Origin of the sequence: Arenibacter algicola, from assembly GCF_000733925.1 — a bacterium.
In the GTDB taxonomy this organism is placed as follows: Bacteria; Bacteroidota; Bacteroidia; order Flavobacteriales; family Flavobacteriaceae; genus Arenibacter; species Arenibacter algicola.
In genome coordinates, this window is sequence record NZ_JPOO01000003.1 from 1,928,035 (window position 1) to 1,943,514 (window position 15,480).

The 15,480-nt window shown below is 38.9% G+C and carries 13 protein-coding genes and 1 pseudogene; 8 read left to right on the forward strand and 6 right to left on the reverse strand.

Annotated elements, in window-relative coordinates; translation table 11 throughout:
* Positions 1-162 precede the first annotated feature (162 nt).
* The 8 genes and pseudogenes from U735_RS0118890 to U735_RS0118930 all read left to right on the forward strand — a co-directional run bounded on the left by U735_RS0118890 (position 163) and on the right by U735_RS0118930 (position 9,819).
* The gene (locus U735_RS0118890; RefSeq protein WP_031445307.1) at positions 163-2,511 is read left to right on the forward strand and encodes a nitric-oxide reductase large subunit; all 2,349 of its coding nucleotides are present in this window, start codon (positions 163-165) and stop codon (positions 2,509-2,511) included.
* Between the two features lie 257 nt (positions 2,512-2,768).
* Positions 2,769-3,179: a c-type cytochrome gene (locus U735_RS0118895; RefSeq protein ID WP_031445308.1), complete on the forward strand. Its 411-nt coding sequence runs from the start codon at positions 2,769-2,771 to the stop codon at positions 3,177-3,179.
* 632 nt (positions 3,180-3,811) lie between these two features.
* Positions 3,812-4,312, forward strand: a complete 501-nt coding sequence (gene nrdG, locus U735_RS0118905; RefSeq protein WP_316933023.1) for an anaerobic ribonucleoside-triphosphate reductase activating protein — start codon at positions 3,812-3,814, stop codon at positions 4,310-4,312.
* An 8-nt stretch (positions 4,313-4,320) separates the two neighbouring features.
* Positions 4,321-6,202 (forward strand): annotated as a pseudogene (gene nrdD / locus U735_RS24710) (anaerobic ribonucleoside-triphosphate reductase).
* Between the two features lie 483 nt (positions 6,203-6,685).
* Positions 6,686-7,864, forward strand: coding sequence for a molybdopterin molybdotransferase MoeA (locus U735_RS0118915; RefSeq protein WP_031445310.1), 1,179 nt, complete (start codon positions 6,686-6,688; stop codon positions 7,862-7,864).
* 166 nt (positions 7,865-8,030) lie between these two features.
* Positions 8,031-8,942, forward strand: a complete 912-nt coding sequence (gene moaCB / locus U735_RS0118920; protein ID WP_031445311.1) for a bifunctional molybdenum cofactor biosynthesis protein MoaC/MoaB — start codon at positions 8,031-8,033, stop codon at positions 8,940-8,942.
* Between the two features lie 17 nt (positions 8,943-8,959).
* The gene (locus U735_RS0118925) at positions 8,960-9,346 is read left to right on the forward strand and encodes a hypothetical protein (RefSeq protein ID WP_031445312.1); all 387 of its coding nucleotides are present in this window, start codon (positions 8,960-8,962) and stop codon (positions 9,344-9,346) included.
* Between the two features lie 20 nt (positions 9,347-9,366).
* Entirely contained in the window at positions 9,367-9,819 is a 453-nt protein-coding gene (locus U735_RS0118930; protein ID WP_084681119.1) for a toxin-antitoxin system YwqK family antitoxin, read from the forward strand.
* A gap of 9 nt (positions 9,820-9,828) precedes the next feature.
* Here U735_RS0118930 and U735_RS0118935 read toward each other — a convergent pair whose 3' ends face one another.
* The 6 genes from U735_RS0118935 to U735_RS0118960 all read right to left on the reverse strand — a co-directional run bounded on the left by U735_RS0118935 (position 9,829) and on the right by U735_RS0118960 (position 15,473).
* Complete coding sequence (locus U735_RS0118935; protein ID WP_031445314.1) at positions 9,829-10,287, reverse strand: hypothetical protein; 459 nt, start codon at positions 10,285-10,287, stop codon at positions 9,829-9,831.
* 94 nt (positions 10,288-10,381) lie between these two features.
* A complete protein-coding gene (locus tag U735_RS0118940) occupies positions 10,382-10,969 on the reverse strand; it encodes a cytochrome b/b6 domain-containing protein (protein ID WP_031445315.1) in 588 nt (195 codons plus the stop codon).
* A gap of 43 nt (positions 10,970-11,012) precedes the next feature.
* On the reverse strand, positions 11,013-11,999 hold the full coding sequence (gene moaA / locus U735_RS0118945; protein ID WP_031445316.1) for a GTP 3',8-cyclase MoaA: 987 nt from the start codon (positions 11,997-11,999) through the stop codon (positions 11,013-11,015).
* Positions 12,000-12,001: 2 nt separating this feature from the next.
* Complete coding sequence (locus U735_RS0118950) at positions 12,002-12,745, reverse strand: hemerythrin domain-containing protein (RefSeq protein WP_031445317.1); 744 nt, start codon at positions 12,743-12,745, stop codon at positions 12,002-12,004.
* A 77-nt stretch (positions 12,746-12,822) separates the two neighbouring features.
* Positions 12,823-13,926, reverse strand: a complete 1,104-nt coding sequence (locus U735_RS0118955; protein ID WP_198036667.1) for a tellurite resistance/C4-dicarboxylate transporter family protein — start codon at positions 13,924-13,926, stop codon at positions 12,823-12,825.
* Positions 13,927-13,979: 53 nt separating this feature from the next.
* On the reverse strand, positions 13,980-15,473 hold the full coding sequence (locus U735_RS0118960; RefSeq protein WP_031445319.1) for an MFS transporter: 1,494 nt from the start codon (positions 15,471-15,473) through the stop codon (positions 13,980-13,982).
* Between the last annotated feature and the right edge of the window lie 7 nt (positions 15,474-15,480).

The following is a 15,480-nucleotide window of genomic DNA, read 5'->3' on the forward strand; positions in this document are numbered from 1 at the left end:
AATTCCAGGTTTTAAACCAAAACATGATAAAAAGGTCATTTTATAGTTTTATTTGAAAAAAATTGTTTTTCTTTGAGTTTTAATCGTAGACCAACGAGGTCTTCAACGTCCTAAAATGAGAGCACTAAACCAATAAAAAAACTTACCAAATACTATTTTCCTATGGATACAACCAAATCCAAGAACAGCCCTGAGATAAAAAAGAATATCGATTATTTCATGAATACAAAAAACTGGTGGGGGCCACTGGTCTTCATCCTAATTATAAGTTTAGCAGGTGTTGGTATGATAGGCTACCAGACCTACAACGAGGCGCCCCCTATGACAGGCTTCACAACATCTTCTGGAGAAGTTTTAATTGACAAGTCTACCATAGTACAAGGACAAATAGTTTTTCATAAATATGCCTTGATGGAATATGGTTCTTTTTTTGGCGACGGTGCACAACGAGGACCTGATTTCACCGCCGAGGCCATGCACCAGATTAATGTGTACATGAATGAATATTATCAAAAACAATTTGAAGAGTCAGAAAATAGACCGGCTACTGAATACGAGAAACAAGTAATCAATGAAAAGGTAAAACAAGAACTCAAGTCAAACACTTATGATGAAACAGTAAACACCGTAATTTTATCCGATGCTTACGAATTTGCACTGGGAAAGCTGAAGGAATACTACTTAGAAGTCTTCGCAAGTAAAAATCCAGAAAATTCCTTTTCGCTCCCAAATTATATTACAAATACACAAGAAATCGAAAGTTTATCCAACTTTTTCTTTTGGGGAGCATGGGTCTGTGTTACCCAAAGACCTGGGGAGAGCTTTAGCTATACCCATAATTGGCCTTTCGACCCTATAGCTGGCAATACACCAACTTCTCCAGTGATACTTTGGAGTGTTTTAGGGATGTTGGCCTTTATGTTGGTCTGTGGTGTTGTGCTCTATTTTATCGGACAGTACAATCAGTTGTCCAATAAATTCTTTAAACCTTCAACAAAAGAATTGTTGACCCTAAAACGAGTACAAGATTTTGTACCAACAAAAACCCAAAAGGCGTCCTACAAATTTTTCTTGGTTGCCATTATTCTTTTCTTCGTTCAGGTGTCCAGCGGATTTATAACCATAAATGAATTTATTGATTATCTGGGTTATTTTGGGATTAACTTTTCCGAGTATTTTCCAGTGACCGTTTCCAGAAGCTGGCATTTGATGTTATCGCTTTATTGGATATCAACCTGTTGGATCGCATCCTCGATTTTTATTCTTCCCATATTGGCCAAAAAGGAAGTGAAGGGCCAACTCCCCCTTATCAACATTCTTTTTGTACTTCTTTTTATATTGGTTGCCGGATCATTGACTGGAATGGTGTTGGGTCCATTGGGACTTCTTGGAGATTGGTGGCATACTTTTGGACATCAAGGTTGGGAGTTTGTCGATTTTGGGCAGGCCTTTCAAGCATTGTTAATGGTCATTTTCGTGCTTTGGGGAATTGTGGTATACCGAGGTGTGAGACCTGCTTTTATTAAGGGAATGCCATGGAATCTGCCAAATTGGATTTTGTATTCGGTAGTTGGAATTCCGTTATTGTTCATTTCTGGATTTGTTGCCCGGCCGGAAACTAATTTTGTAATCGCCGATTTTTGGCGCTGGATGGTCGTTCATATGTGGGTAGAAGCGTTTTTTGAAGTATTTATAACCGTCATCGTAAGTTACCTAATGGTATTAATGGGTCTGGTGAACCGCAATGCAGCCATTCGGGTAATTTATTTTGCAATAATCCTATTTCTTGGAACGGGACTTCTCGGAATTTCCCATAACTTTTACTGGAATGCAAAACCTGTGGCTACTATGGCACTAGGAAGCATATTCTCCACCCTGCAATTTGTTCCCCTTATACTATTAACCGTTGAGGCATGGCGATTCAAGAATATGCCCCGGATTGCACTAAATGGCGTCAAGCCAAGTGAACTGGGTGATTTTGGGTTTCCAGAGGTCTTCTCCTTTTTAATAGCCGTAAATTTTTGGAACTTTTTTGGTGCTGGAGTATTGGGGATAATCATCAACCTTCCTATTATGAATTATTATGAACATGGCACATATCTGACCGTTAATCACGCACATGCAGCATTAATGGGGGTTTACGGGAATATATCGCTTGCCGCAATGTTGTTCGCTTCCCGGTTATTGTTTAAATCAAACCGTTGGAATAAAAAATTGGTTAAAACAGCATTCTGGTCCATAAATATTGGACTAATGCTTATGGTAATTTTGGATCTTCTCCCAGCAGGAATTATACAATTTAAGGAAGTGGTGGAAAACGGGTTATGGTTTGCCAGATCGGAACAGTTCATCGGGGGAGGTATCTTTAAATCACTAACCTGGTTACGAGCTATTGGGGCCTGTGTTTTTCTATTTGTGGGAGTAATACCGTTGGTATATTTTATGGGTTCAAGGGCAAAATCCTTAAAATCCAGTTCAGATTCAGTAACCCTTCTAGACGATGGGCAATAGAGCTAAGCATAGGCTATTGGGCTACTTGCTATATGCATCAAAGATGCATAACACAACTCTAAATTAAAATAAATGGAGAAAAAAACTTTGTTATCCTTGTGAGTTTGATAATTGCAAGTTTTAAGGTTATTCGAAATCACAATTTGCTTTTTGCAATCTTCAGTAGAAGTTGTTTGAAATTATGAGGCTGTTTTAAATTTTAATCACAAATTTCAAAATAGTCTAATAGTAGTATCGATTTTTATATTTCAAAAGTTATGCAATTATTTTCAATTATTATTGGACTTCTCTTAATGTGCAGCTGTAATAGGGATAATAAATCAAAAAAAGCCTCAGACAATGCCGTGCCCGAACGTGGAGAATTGAGCATAGAATCCCAATTACTTCTTGGCAATAGGCTGTTTTCCGAAAAGACATGTATTACCTGCCATGATCTAAACAAGAATAATATAGGGCCTTCCATCAGAGAAATTATGACTATTTATAAAGAAAAAAATGGGGACATAACCGCATTTTTAAAGGGCCAGGCCAAACCAATTGTAGACACCACCTCTAGCCAAGTGGCCATTATGCAAGCTAATATTGATGGATTTTTAAAAATTGTTTCTGATGAAGAAATGAAAACCATAGCCATCTATATGCTACATGTCGATGAATTAAACCAATAATGACTTAGATTCTAGAATATTGATTTCCAGTCCCTGTGGAGCTCCCCGGAACGTATAATAAAAATGGATTGCACACGGAACTTTCAATGATAAATTGAATGATGCTCCGTCTTTAGGAAAATTTAGTTTTGTAGCTGAATCAAACGTTGATGGAGCCGATATGGGCTATATCGTCTTTGATCAAGGAATTAAAGAAGAATTGAAAATCATAGGTTATTTTTATGACTGGAAACTCTACGATGAAGAGTGGATAAATTGAAGAATGTTGTACCTTTAAATACTGTATCTTATACCTTCGGCCACCACAGTATGGACACAATGTGGGCCTATAGCCAAGACAAAGTTTGGTTGTTCCTAAAGAATTCCATAGAAGAATAACAGATTGCTTCAAAATCCGGTTATGTTTACACTCGACGATTGTGCATTGATGCGAAACCACTTTTAAAAAAATAGGCAACTATTCACCCTTAGTTCAAAAGCTCCCCTTGTTCTGTACCAACACTAAAAGGAAACAACGCGACTTTGAGTAACGGTTGGTTAGCTGAGCGTTCTTTTTCTTTCGGTAAACTTGGGAATAATGTATTGTTAGTAACATTTTTGATAACTCTTTTGAGCAAGTCAGAAAAAACTTGTTGAATAAAAGTATTTTTATAAAAGATAAAATAATCTTTTACTATTTAATTATGTACTGTTATGATTTTCATGTAGTGATGCAAGAAGTACCGGGAGAGATAAGCCTTTGTTTTACCATTTCCGGTTGTCCCCTCCGTTGTGAAGGATGCCACTCTCCCTTTTTATGGAAAGAAGGGAGCGGATCCAAAATATCGACTAGTGCCTATAAGGATATTCTCCATCGCTACTTTGGCTTTGCGTCATGCGTAGTTTTTATGGGAGGCGAATGGCACAAGTACGAATTGATAAAAAAACTGAAATATGCACAAGAACAAGGTTATAAAACATGCCTCTATACCGGATACGAAGAAGTTGATAGCAAAATTATAAAACATCTAACATGGATAAAAACAGGGAGATGGAATAGGAAGTTAGGAGGTCTGAACAGCAAAACCACCAATCAAGTATTCAGAGAGGTTAAAACAAATAAAATTCTCAATCATTTATTCATTTCAAACTAAATAACAGTATGATACGGCTTACAAATAAACAAATTGTAAAAAAAAATGAAATTTATAACCCATTATTTGAAATCAACTAATGCGGCAGATGGCTCCAAGGTAGATTCAAACGCTAATGTAACTTCAAAAAACATTGCGACCATGGAAGCCGAACTGAATAAGGATATAAATATTCAAGTAAATAGGGCTTTGGTGAAACAAAAGATAGCATCCCTTTTCGGAGATGAACTGGCCGTGGAGTATACCCGACAAATAGAATCACATGAAATTTATGTACACGATGAAACCTCGTTAAAACCTTATTGCGCCTCAATAAGTATGTATCCTTTTCTCTTGGATGGCCTTACCACATTGGGCGGTGAAAGTCGGGCCCCAAAACATTTGGAGAGTTATTGTGGGGAGTTTGTAAATCTGGTATTTGCGGTAAGTTCCCAGTTTGCTGGTGCTCTTGCCACGGTAGAGTTTTTGCTATACTTTGACCATTTTGCCTCCAAAGATTATGGAGAAAACTATCTTTCAGAGCATGAAAAACTGATTGCTAACCATCTGCAGCATGTGGTCTATGCAGTAAATCAACCTGCCGCTGCCCGTGGCTATCAATCCGTTTTTTGGAATATCTCTCTCTATGACGACGTTTACTTTGAAAGTATGTTTGGGAATTTTGTCTTTCCTGATATGACCAAACCGAAATGGGAAAGTGTAAAACGCATACAGGCTTTCTTTATGAAATGGTTCAACGAAGAACGAAAAAAGGCGGTACTGACTTTTCCAGTGGTCACTGCAGCGATGTTGGTAAAGGACGGCATTCCGGTTGATACGGATTTTACCGAAATGTGTGCACAGGAACTAAGTGAGGGTAATTCTTTTTTTATCTACCAATCCGAGAACGCCGATAGTCTGGCATCCTGTTGTCGTCTGCGCAACGAAATCAGCGATAATACCTTTAGTTACTCTTTGGGTGCAGGTGGCGTAGCCACAGGGTCTATAAATGTCATCACCCTAAACATGAACCGATTGGTACAACAGGATGCAAATATTGTGGAAGAGGTCAGAAAAGTACATAAATATCAGGTCGCTTTCAGACAGCTTATGGATGAATATGAAAATGCGGGAATGCTTCCGGTGCATCAATCAGGATTTATTTCTTTAGAGAAACAATTCTTGACAATTGGAATAAATGGCATGGCGGAAGCTGCCGAAAGTCGTGGCATTGAGGTGGGCAATAACCCATCCTATAAAAATTTCGTCAATAAATATCTGAAAGCAATCTATCAAGAGAACAGAGCGGCCAAACAAGAATACGGCTATATGTTCAACACAGAGTTCGTGCCAGCAGAAAATTTGGGTATTAAAAATGCCAAATGGGACAGGGAGGATGGCCTATTCGTGCCAAGGGATTGTTACAACTCCTATTTCTATGTAGTAGAGGACGAGAATATTACTTCGTTAGATAAGATAATGCTACATGGCAAAGAAATCATCCAGTATCTGGATGGTGGTTCGGCCTTACATCTGAATCTAGAAGAGACCCCGAACAAAGATGGGTTCATAAAGCTCATACATGCCACGGCCAAGGCCGGGTGCAACTACTTTTGCTTTAATATACGAATTACCATCTGCAATGAATGTGAACATATTGATAAGCGCTCCCTAGATGAATGTAGCAAGTGCAACTCGCAAAATGTAGACCATGCAACCCGGGTCATCGGCTATCTCAAACGGGTTTCCAATTTTAGCTCGGGCAGGCAAAAAGAACATCGATTAAGACATTACCATTTGCAGCATAATGAACGCAATCCGGCAAATAAAAAGATGGAAGAAAAGGCAGAAAGATTGCAAGGACACCAAATTGCTGATTCTGTAAAAAATGAGAAAGTTCTTGAAATATGATGATTATCATCATATTAAATCCCAGGCACATGATTTAATCTTGTCGAAAATTGTTTGAAATAACGAATGATGGCAGTTTCATGGGAAATGGGCAACGTATAAGCATAAAATCCATTTGCCAATAAAAAGCCTTTTAGCCTGCAAGCCATGATTCGTTATTTCAAAAAAGACATTAATAAGTAAAGGTATAATTACTAAATTCTAAATAAAACTGGACGATATTTACCTAGAAATTATTTTGGTTAGTAGTAAATCGTTCCTCGTTGAAAGACCCTCCGATGAAGAATCGGGGCCAAAAGACCGTTTGTTCCAATACAGAGTTGATAATCATCTCAAATATATTTTGAAATATTGACGTAATAGACCTATAATACGATTTGATCAACTGAGAATAAATAAGGTTATTTTACTAAGAAAACTCCCCTTTTAATTCATGCCAAGAAAAGAATTGGTTATATTTAGTTAGCAGTAACGTCATCTATAATGATTCCCGTAAAAGAGGCCATTGAAGTCATAGACAAAAATATAATACCACTTGAGGAAAAGGAAAAAATAAATGTCCAATTCTCTAATGGCCATGTATTGTTCCAGGATGTTTCTTCCCCCATAAATATGCCGCCGTTTCGGCAATCGGCCATGGATGGCTATGCACTTTTACTACAGAATGACGTTACTTATACGATTATTGATGAAGTCAAGGCAGGGGATAATCACAACCCAGTTCTAAAGCCTGGTGAAGCTGTACGGATATTTACCGGAGCAGCTGTTCCAAATTCTGCCAATGCTGTCATCATGCAGGAAAGCGTTATCGTTGAGAATAATAGATTAATACTTCAAAAACCTGTGGTTTTTGGAGAAAATATTCGCCCGTTAGGTGAACAGGTAAAAAAAGGGGGCGTTGCTTTAAGGAAGGGAACTAAGATATCTCCTGCCGCCGTTGGGTATTTGACCTCTTTGGGTATAACGGAGGTAGTAGTTTTTAAAGGACCCTCAATTGCTATTGTGGTCACCGGAAGCGAACTCGTTGAAGCAGGGCATGCACTGACCTATGGAAAAATTTATGAAAGTAATTCCGGGATGCTCCTAAGTGCCTTGAATAGTATTGGGCATACCGATGTAATTATCCATAAGGTAAGCGATGATTATGCCCAAACATATTCCGTTTTGGAAAAGGTGATCGCCCAACATGATGTCATACTAATAACGGGAGGCATTTCAGTAGGTGACTATGATGTAGTGGGCAAAGTACTTCAGGGATTATCCGTGGAACAACTCTTTTATAAGATAAAGCAAAAACCTGGGAAACCATTCTTCTTTGGTAAAAAGAACAAGACCATTGTCTTTGGGCTACCGGGGAATCCAGCGGCCGTATTGAGCTGTTTTTATATTTATATATACCCTGCACTACAAAAGATAAGCGGGGATATTGGTTTTAAATTACCTAGAATAACAGTAAAATCAGGTTCCAATTTTATAAAAAAAGGTGATAATGCCCAGTTTTTAAAGGCAATACTGAAAGATGGCGAAGCAACTATTTTGAAAGGCCAGAGTTCTGCCATGCTACAGACTTTTGCATTGGCAAATGCGATGGTCTATATGCCTGAAGAACAAAAGGAAATTTCAATGGGAGATTTGGTCGAAGTTATTCGACTACCCATTTGAATCAAAAAAATATACTCTATGGATGGAGAATCCATTGGTTTGGATGCGCACTGAAATTACAGTTTTTAAAAGTTGAAGGCCAACAGTCGATATTTGGAACGATCCACCTATTGCTTTTGGAAAGTAAATTTCCAATGATGCCACGCATCATTAAATAATTAATACCATGATGGATATTACCTTTAAAACCCAGACTCTCAGAACTGCCACTGCGCAAGCAATAGTTAGGGTAAGTGTGCCCGAAACCATTAATGCCATTCAAAACAAAACCGTTCCTAAAGGTGATGTTTTTGCCATGAGCAAAGCTGCGGGCTTGTTAGGAATAAAAAGAACGCCGGATTTACTGCCGGATTGCCATCCCCTTCCCATTGAATACGCCGATATAGAATACAGTATAAACGGAATGGAAATTACCATTCTATGTACCGTCAAGACCATTTATAAGACTGGTGTTGAGGTGGAAGCAATGCACGGGGCAAGTGTGGTTGCATTGAATATGTACGATATGTTAAAGCCTATTGATAAAGGGATAGAAATCCATCATCTTAAACTTCTATTAAAAAAAGGGGGCAGATCGTACTTTAAAAACCGGCATGGTAAAGATCTAAAGGCCGCGGTTATTGTATGTTCGGATTCTGTGTCGGCAGGCAGAAAAGAGGATAAGGCAGGAAAAGCAGTGGTTAAAAAGCTCGAAGAGTGCGATGTTGCCATTTTGGATTATATCATTATTCCCGATGAAAAGGAACTCATTCAGGAAAAGGCCAAAGCCTATCAAGTACAGGGAATAGATGTTATTATTTTTACGGGGGGTACAGGTCTCTCCAAAAGAGACTTAACACCCGAAGCATTGATACCTATTCTAGATAGAAGGATTCCGGGTATTGAGGAGGCCATTCGCAACTATGGGCAAGATAGGACACCCTATTCCATGCTATCCAGAAGTGTAGCGGGCACCATTAAAAATAGTTTGGTCTTGGCATTGCCGGGTTCAACCAATGGTGCAAAGGAATCAATGGACTCTATTTTTCCTTCGGTGTTACATATTTTTGGTATGTTGAAAGGGGAGAGTCACGACTGAACTTTAATAAAGAAACGATGATAGCAACCAATTTCGATGAAAAGTATTTTATGTATGAAAACATGGCAATTTGGGAAATTAACTCTATGGAGGATTTCTTCAGCAGCCATACTATGATGTTGGAAATCTTTGAAAATGAATATGGATTTCCATATTCAAAAGAAACCGCCAAGGGAATTAGTTTATTAGACTCAGGTTTTGCAATTGTTGAAAAACTATTGGATTGTTTTAGGGATAAACATTTTCTTGTTTTCTCTGCTAATGATGAAAACCATACCGTTCTCAGAGGTTTGCAGGATAAAAAGGTAATCAATTTCGGAATGGATATTTATGTCCTTAACCCAAAACGGATCTATGTTTTGGAAATGGACAAGACCAAAGACCTACAGAAGTATGATACGTAAGAAATTTATTGTCAATCCATATGACAGACCGTTCGCTAGTCAAAAATAATTTGCGTTACCATAAAATAATTATGGTTTTTGTGGTGCTCATCTATATTTGGGTGCAATACGAATTCAGTTCAGGAAATTGGACTTATAACGATGGTACTCCCAAGATTGTTGGGGAACAGGTGAATGGGCGGGACGAAGGGACTTGGACCTGGTATTATGAAAACGGGAAAATGCAGATGCAGGGAACCTTTCATAAAGGGAAACGCAACGGGTCATGGATAATTTGGGATAGCAAAGAAAATAAAATCAGTGAAAGTTCATATGAGAATGATAAGTTAAACGGAAAGTTCACGCATTGGTATCCAAACGGTAAAATGAAAAGTAATGGATATTATAGGGACGATAGACTTATCGGAAATGTCACATATTACAATGATGATGGCAGCATAAGGGAAATAAAAAATTACTCCGGGGACGAGTAACCAAATTGATTACTCTGGCAGTTCAAATTCTGTTTCCCATTCTTTTCCCGAATCGATAGACTTTAGTTTTACGTTCAGAAAAGAATGATCGCCACGCCTTAAATGCTGTCGGCCAATAATCCTGCTTTCCCCATTGGGAGCATCCTTCGGGTTGATGATATCTCCAATCCGCGGCATAAAGGGATAGAGTATGGTGAGCTTTTCGTCTTCGGTAGAAACCAGTTCGGATGCAATTTCAAAAAGGATTTCCTCAAACTTTTCGGCAAGAATTTCGTCATTGATTTCCTTTTTGGCGCGCTCCGAAATATCGGAAGTCCAGTCGGAAAATTTAACAGTTGTTTTTTCTTTTAGTATTTCCCTGATATAAACGGGAAAAGGCGAACGGATATGCCCGCTGTCGTTGAACCAGTAATTAAATGCCGTTTCAATCATTCCACTATCAGTTATTGGCTTGGTTTTATTATTCATTTTTTAAATTGTATTAAAAAACTGGGGCAACCCAGTGCAATAAACGCCGGATACTTTATGATGGGGTAATTTGTTCCTATTTTTTATAATGTTTTTATGTTTTCAATTTCTCGTTATTTGAGCCACTTATTATCCTCGAAATTATTCCTTTTTGATCTGTGAATTCAGCTATTAGGACACCCGCCAAATGAATTACAATAAATGCTGTTAAATAGTAAATGCCAAGTATATGGATTTCTTCCATTGGCTTTTTTAACCCTTTGGGCCCTATTTCTATTATAAGTCCTGTCGTCAGTGAAGCAATAACGCATAAATAAAAAATGATATACGTCCACTTTTGAAATTTCACCTTTGCCGATAAACCTTTGCCTAGTGGATTTTGAAACTTCATATGTCCAAATGGGGGAAGCATAAAACGAATACTAAATAATCCGACCAGCATATAACCAATATAAATATGCCAATTCCACATAGGTTGTCTTATCCTTTTTGCTAAGTCTATGAGTTCTTCTTGAGATAAGGATTGGCCGGTACCATTAAGATAATCCTGAATGATAGCTGCTACATTATACTTGTTCATCCACGTTAATCGCAAAAATATAGTAATTAATAACAGTAGGAATGAAATAGCTATTGCCCAATGAATTATTCGATAGACTTTGGGATACTCCTTCTTCTCCATAACATACTTTTTTTCAATGATGTACCACGCAAAATAAAAACAATCAACCCCCGATGGATACCATACTTCTATTTTTTTGAAAGCGGGAAGGGTCGGAAAAGTCCTCGAACGAATTCATTCCGCCCCGAATCCTTTTTTTATTCCAAATGGATTCCAATATCAGAGGAACAATGTCTTCCCCGTTTCTCATTGCCGAAAGCAGGTCTGTTTCAGTTCCAGAGAAAAGGCAATTTTTTATTTTTCCGTCAGCCGTGAGACGCATTCGGTTGCAAGTGTCACAGAAAGGATTTGTAACGGAGCTGATGATGGCAAAAGTCCCCATATGGTTCTTCACCGAATAATTTTTGGCGGTATCGTTCACTGCATCCTTCAATTTTATGACATCATCTCCATACTGTTTTTCAATTTTCGTAATAATTTCCTTAAAGGAAACACCTTTGCTCCAGTCCCATTTATTCCCTAAGAAGGGCATAAATTCGATAAAGCGCAGGTGTACATTTTTATCACGGGTCCATGCTACGAAATCGCAGATTTCATCGTCATTTACACCTTTTATAACTACCGCATTAATTTTGACATGAAAGTTTTCCTTCAACAACAAATTGATATTCGAGGTTACCTTATCAAAATAATTCCTCCTACTAATGGAATTGAACCTTTCCTTTTTAAGCGAATCCAAGCTCACGTTGATGGACTTTATACCACTGGATTTAAAGGTACAAAGGCAATCATCTATCAAAATTCCGTTTGTAGTAATTGCAAGCTCAACGGGGAGAAGGGCGAGGTCAGCTATAATTTTTTTTGCATCTTTCCTGACCAAAGGTTCTCCGCCCGTCAGGCGGATTTTCTTTACACCGAGCGAAACAAAAACTTTCGCCATCTCGATTACCTCTTCGGCCGACATAAATTCTGAACGTGGGCGAAGAAGAATTCCTTCTTCGGGCATACAATAAAAACATCGAAGGTTGCATCGCTCCGTTAATGAAATACGAAGGTAATCGTGAACCCGGTTGAACTGGTCAATTATCATAATCAGAATTTTTCCATTTCCTCCCGAATCACTTCAAACTCTTCCTTAGAAATATATTTCAGGGCCAGGGGAAAAAGGGTTTCATCTTCACGATAGATGTGAAGTTTGATAAGCTCTACCAACTCTCGAGAAGTTTCATAGGCAGTATCAAGCACAAAAATCCTGGAACGCTCATCTGCCATGCGGGTTGCCAGACCAAGCAGATTGAAGGCAAGTGCGCCCAATTGAATAAATTTCACATGGTCATCTTCCATCACGTCAATAGCAGTAACCTGTTTTACCCCTTTACTATGCTCGCCTGCCAAGATCAATTTATTATGAAGGATGGGGAACAAAACTTTTTCTTCCTTTCTGTTGTGCGGAAGAAGATCTTCGTCAAAACATTTAAAAAATTTTGAAAACGATCCATTTATTTCTTTGGTGAGATTGTACCCATTAGTTTTGTAGGCAACAATTCCTTTTTCAAATTCCTCGACCACTTTTAGCAGCTCCCTGTGCTCGTCCATAAAGGTTATTATAGCATTGGCCATATTTGCTTCCTGTATAGTAACTTTCCCAGGTTCCTCGTAAGCGTTTGGCGGATCCATAGGTGAATCCTCCTGATCGTCCAATCCTTTCTCGCTCTGCTTTTTTACAGGATCGATTTTTTGCAGTTCTTTAAGATCAAGTCCATTATCTTTTTTTTGATTCCTTTTTAGGATTTCAGGGGGTAATTGCTGCTTTTCTGATTTTCCGGCATTGATCATAACATTATGTTTATTGAACTCAAGACTAGTTAACTATTAAATTTCGGTACTATAATTGAATAGAAAAATGATATTTATCACATTTGTCCTTTCCTATAAAAAAGTTCCTTCGCCAGTTTACGGACCAGTCCGATGAAGGTTGCTGCCCAAGCTAGGAGCGCTACATAGATAAAATATCTTGGGATAGGCAATAAAAAGTCCAGATCCATTGCTGTGGCCATCATATAGGTGCAAGCCGTGTACATGCCCAAAGGGAACACCGCTCCCCAGTATAAGGGATCATACGTTAGAGGGAATTTTTTGTAAAGATGTCTCCACCCGGCCAAAATAATCAACATGGGAATCCACCACGTTCCTGTTGCCCAATAGAAAATAGAAAATCCTTTAAGGAAGGCAAGCGTAGAAAGCAAAAATGGTGCATGTGGGGTGTTGATGATAAGTAAAGAGCCTGCCAATGTCGAAATAGCCATGGCCCCCATATTGATCCAGTAAGGCGGAGAAAGATCACTGGGAGAAAATTTAAAAAATGTATAACGATAAAAGATAAGGGAGATCATCCAAATATATTGCATGCCGCCCCAAAGCCACATGGAAAAAGCAAAGAAATTTATGATAAGTTTATAGGATTCAAAGTGCATGGACAGTTGTGCACTCAAAACTGCGAGTGCCTGTGTAGAGACAACGGCAAGTAGCCAGGCACCGTTTATTCCTTCTTCAAGTGGTGGTTTGTTTTTCTTGATGGTAAAGGTTGTGAAAATGGTATAAGTAATTATCAACCAAAGAACAATTCCGAGGTACCAAAGTATCACTGCAACCTGAAAATTTTCCCATAAAAGGATAAATTGCCCACCCAATATGCAGGTAGCCGCAACAGTTGTGAAAAAACCAACTCCTTGGGTATGGCTGAATAGATCTGCGAGAAATTCTTTCCTGAACAGTATAAAACGCAATAAAGTGAGACTGCACAAAATCACATAGGCAAAAATATTCAACCAAAACAAGCCCATGGCAATCAACGGCATTTCTAAAAAATCAGCGGCAATGGAAACTATACCCGTTGCCATCACCATTGCAAAATAGGATGGTGCTAAATTTTTTATTATTCCTTGCATACCGGTCAAAAAATTATTTTTTGTTTGATCGGACAAGTTGCCTGCAGCCTTTTGTAATTCTTGATCCATAGAAAAGTTTAGAGATGACATTCAACCTTCGCCATTTATATTTTGCGATTATACTATTTTTGATGTGGAGTTAGGTTGGCCTTTTTGATGGCAATACGTTGAAAGATGATGCAAATGATCGCTATCACGGCAAGATACATCCAACAAGTTGTCCATACCCCTGTCCCCTCTAACAGAAAACCGAAAAAAATGGGGTTGAAAAATCCACCTAGCCCACCGATTACACCTACAATACCTCCTACCGTTCCAATACTGCTGGGGTAATAATCAGAAATATGCTTATAAACGGCCGCTGTGCCTATCCCCATCATAATGCCTAGGATAAAGACCAAACTAAAGAAAATCCATTTATTGGCCTGAAAATAAATATGCGTAAAACCCTTTGCCAGCAATTGTCCCTTACTCACTATATCGCCTTTTTGAACCTGTGGTTCCTGCCAAAAGGAAGAAGTAGGGAAGGGAGTGAAGTCCTCGTCTGCATTGTGGAAAATACCCAAACGAACTTCAGTCTGGACGATGTCGCCACCTTGTGTCTGAAGTGTATATACAACGTCATCTATGGTGATGGCATTGGCAGAAACATCAGTGACAATCCCAGGTTTACTGGCCATAATGCCCTGCCCGGGTGCCCGGATTTCCATGCGTGGGGGGAAAAGAAAAAATAAACACACAAGACAAACTCCGAACACCCATATAAGGACCAGGCGTGCTCCCAATTTATCGGAAAGCCAGCCGCCAACTGCTCTAATCAGACCGGCAGGCAAGCTGAAAACAGAAACCATTATTCCCGCGGTAACAATGGACAGGGAATACATGTTCACATAATAGGGAATGAGCCATTGTGCCAAGGTTACAATGCTCCCGAAAACAAAAAAATAATACAGCCCGAAACGCCACACCCTCATTTCTTTTAAAGGTGCCAAACGCTGTAGCATTGTTTTTACTTCGGTCGTTTTTTTGTTTTTAGTGGCTAAAAGAAAAATAATGGCCATGGCCACCAGCATTGCAGCATACAGCTGCGGTAGAATTCGCCATCTTTCTGGATCAGCTCCGTGTTCCGTAAGTTTATTGAGGATACTTGGCGCAAACAATGTTGTCAAAGCCGCCCCCGCATTGCCGATCCCAAAAATTCCGAGTACAGTGCCCTGTTTTTCTTTTGGATACCATAAAGAAGTATAGGCCACCCCTGCCGCGAAAATGCTTCCGGCCATTCCAAAGCCAAAACTCAACAAAAGAAACGATGTAAAACTATTAGCCTGCGATAAAAAGAACATCGGGACAGCACAGAATAACATTATAGCCCCCATTACCCACTTGCCCCCGTATTTGTCGGTGAGTATTCCAATAGGCAACCGAAAAATAGAGCCAACCAATACCGGAACACCCAATAACCAACCTATCTGGACCGGATTCCATTTAAATATATCATTATTGACAAGAAAAGTGACCAGTACACCATTGGTCATCCAGGCAGCAAAACAAACCGTAAACGCAAGTGTGTTAAAAAACAAGATTCTATGCGCTTTACCTGTAGCTACCGTTTCCATGTATATT

What these genes read in the sequence shown, in the direction of transcription:
- U735_RS0118890 (WP_031445307.1), top strand. Translation starts at nt 163, where the DNA reads ATGGATACAACCAAATCCAAGAACAGCCCTGAGATAAAAAAGAATATC.
- U735_RS0118895 (WP_031445308.1), top strand. Translation starts at nt 2,769, where the DNA reads ATGCAATTATTTTCAATTATTATTGGACTTCTCTTAATGTGCAGCTGT.
- U735_RS0118915 (WP_031445310.1), top strand. Translation starts at nt 6,686, where the DNA reads ATGATTCCCGTAAAAGAGGCCATTGAAGTCATAGACAAAAATATAATA.
- moaCB (WP_031445311.1), top strand. Translation starts at nt 8,031, where the DNA reads ATGATGGATATTACCTTTAAAACCCAGACTCTCAGAACTGCCACTGCG.
- U735_RS0118925 (WP_031445312.1), top strand. Translation starts at nt 8,960, where the DNA reads ATGATAGCAACCAATTTCGATGAAAAGTATTTTATGTATGAAAACATG.
- U735_RS0118930 (WP_084681119.1), top strand. Translation starts at nt 9,367, where the DNA reads ATGACAGACCGTTCGCTAGTCAAAAATAATTTGCGTTACCATAAAATA.
- U735_RS0118935 (WP_031445314.1), bottom strand. Translation starts at nt 10,287, where the DNA reads ATGAATAATAAAACCAAGCCAATAACTGATAGTGGAATGATTGAAACG.
- U735_RS0118940 (WP_031445315.1), bottom strand. Translation starts at nt 10,969, where the DNA reads ATGGAGAAGAAGGAGTATCCCAAAGTCTATCGAATAATTCATTGGGCA.
- moaA (WP_031445316.1), bottom strand. Translation starts at nt 11,999, where the DNA reads ATGATAATTGACCAGTTCAACCGGGTTCACGATTACCTTCGTATTTCA.
- U735_RS0118950 (WP_031445317.1), bottom strand. Translation starts at nt 12,745, where the DNA reads ATGATCAATGCCGGAAAATCAGAAAAGCAGCAATTACCCCCTGAAATC.
- U735_RS0118955 (WP_198036667.1), bottom strand. Translation starts at nt 13,926, where the DNA reads ATGGATCAAGAATTACAAAAGGCTGCAGGCAACTTGTCCGATCAAACA.
- U735_RS0118960 (WP_031445319.1), bottom strand. Translation starts at nt 15,473, where the DNA reads ATGGAAACGGTAGCTACAGGTAAAGCGCATAGAATCTTGTTTTTTAAC.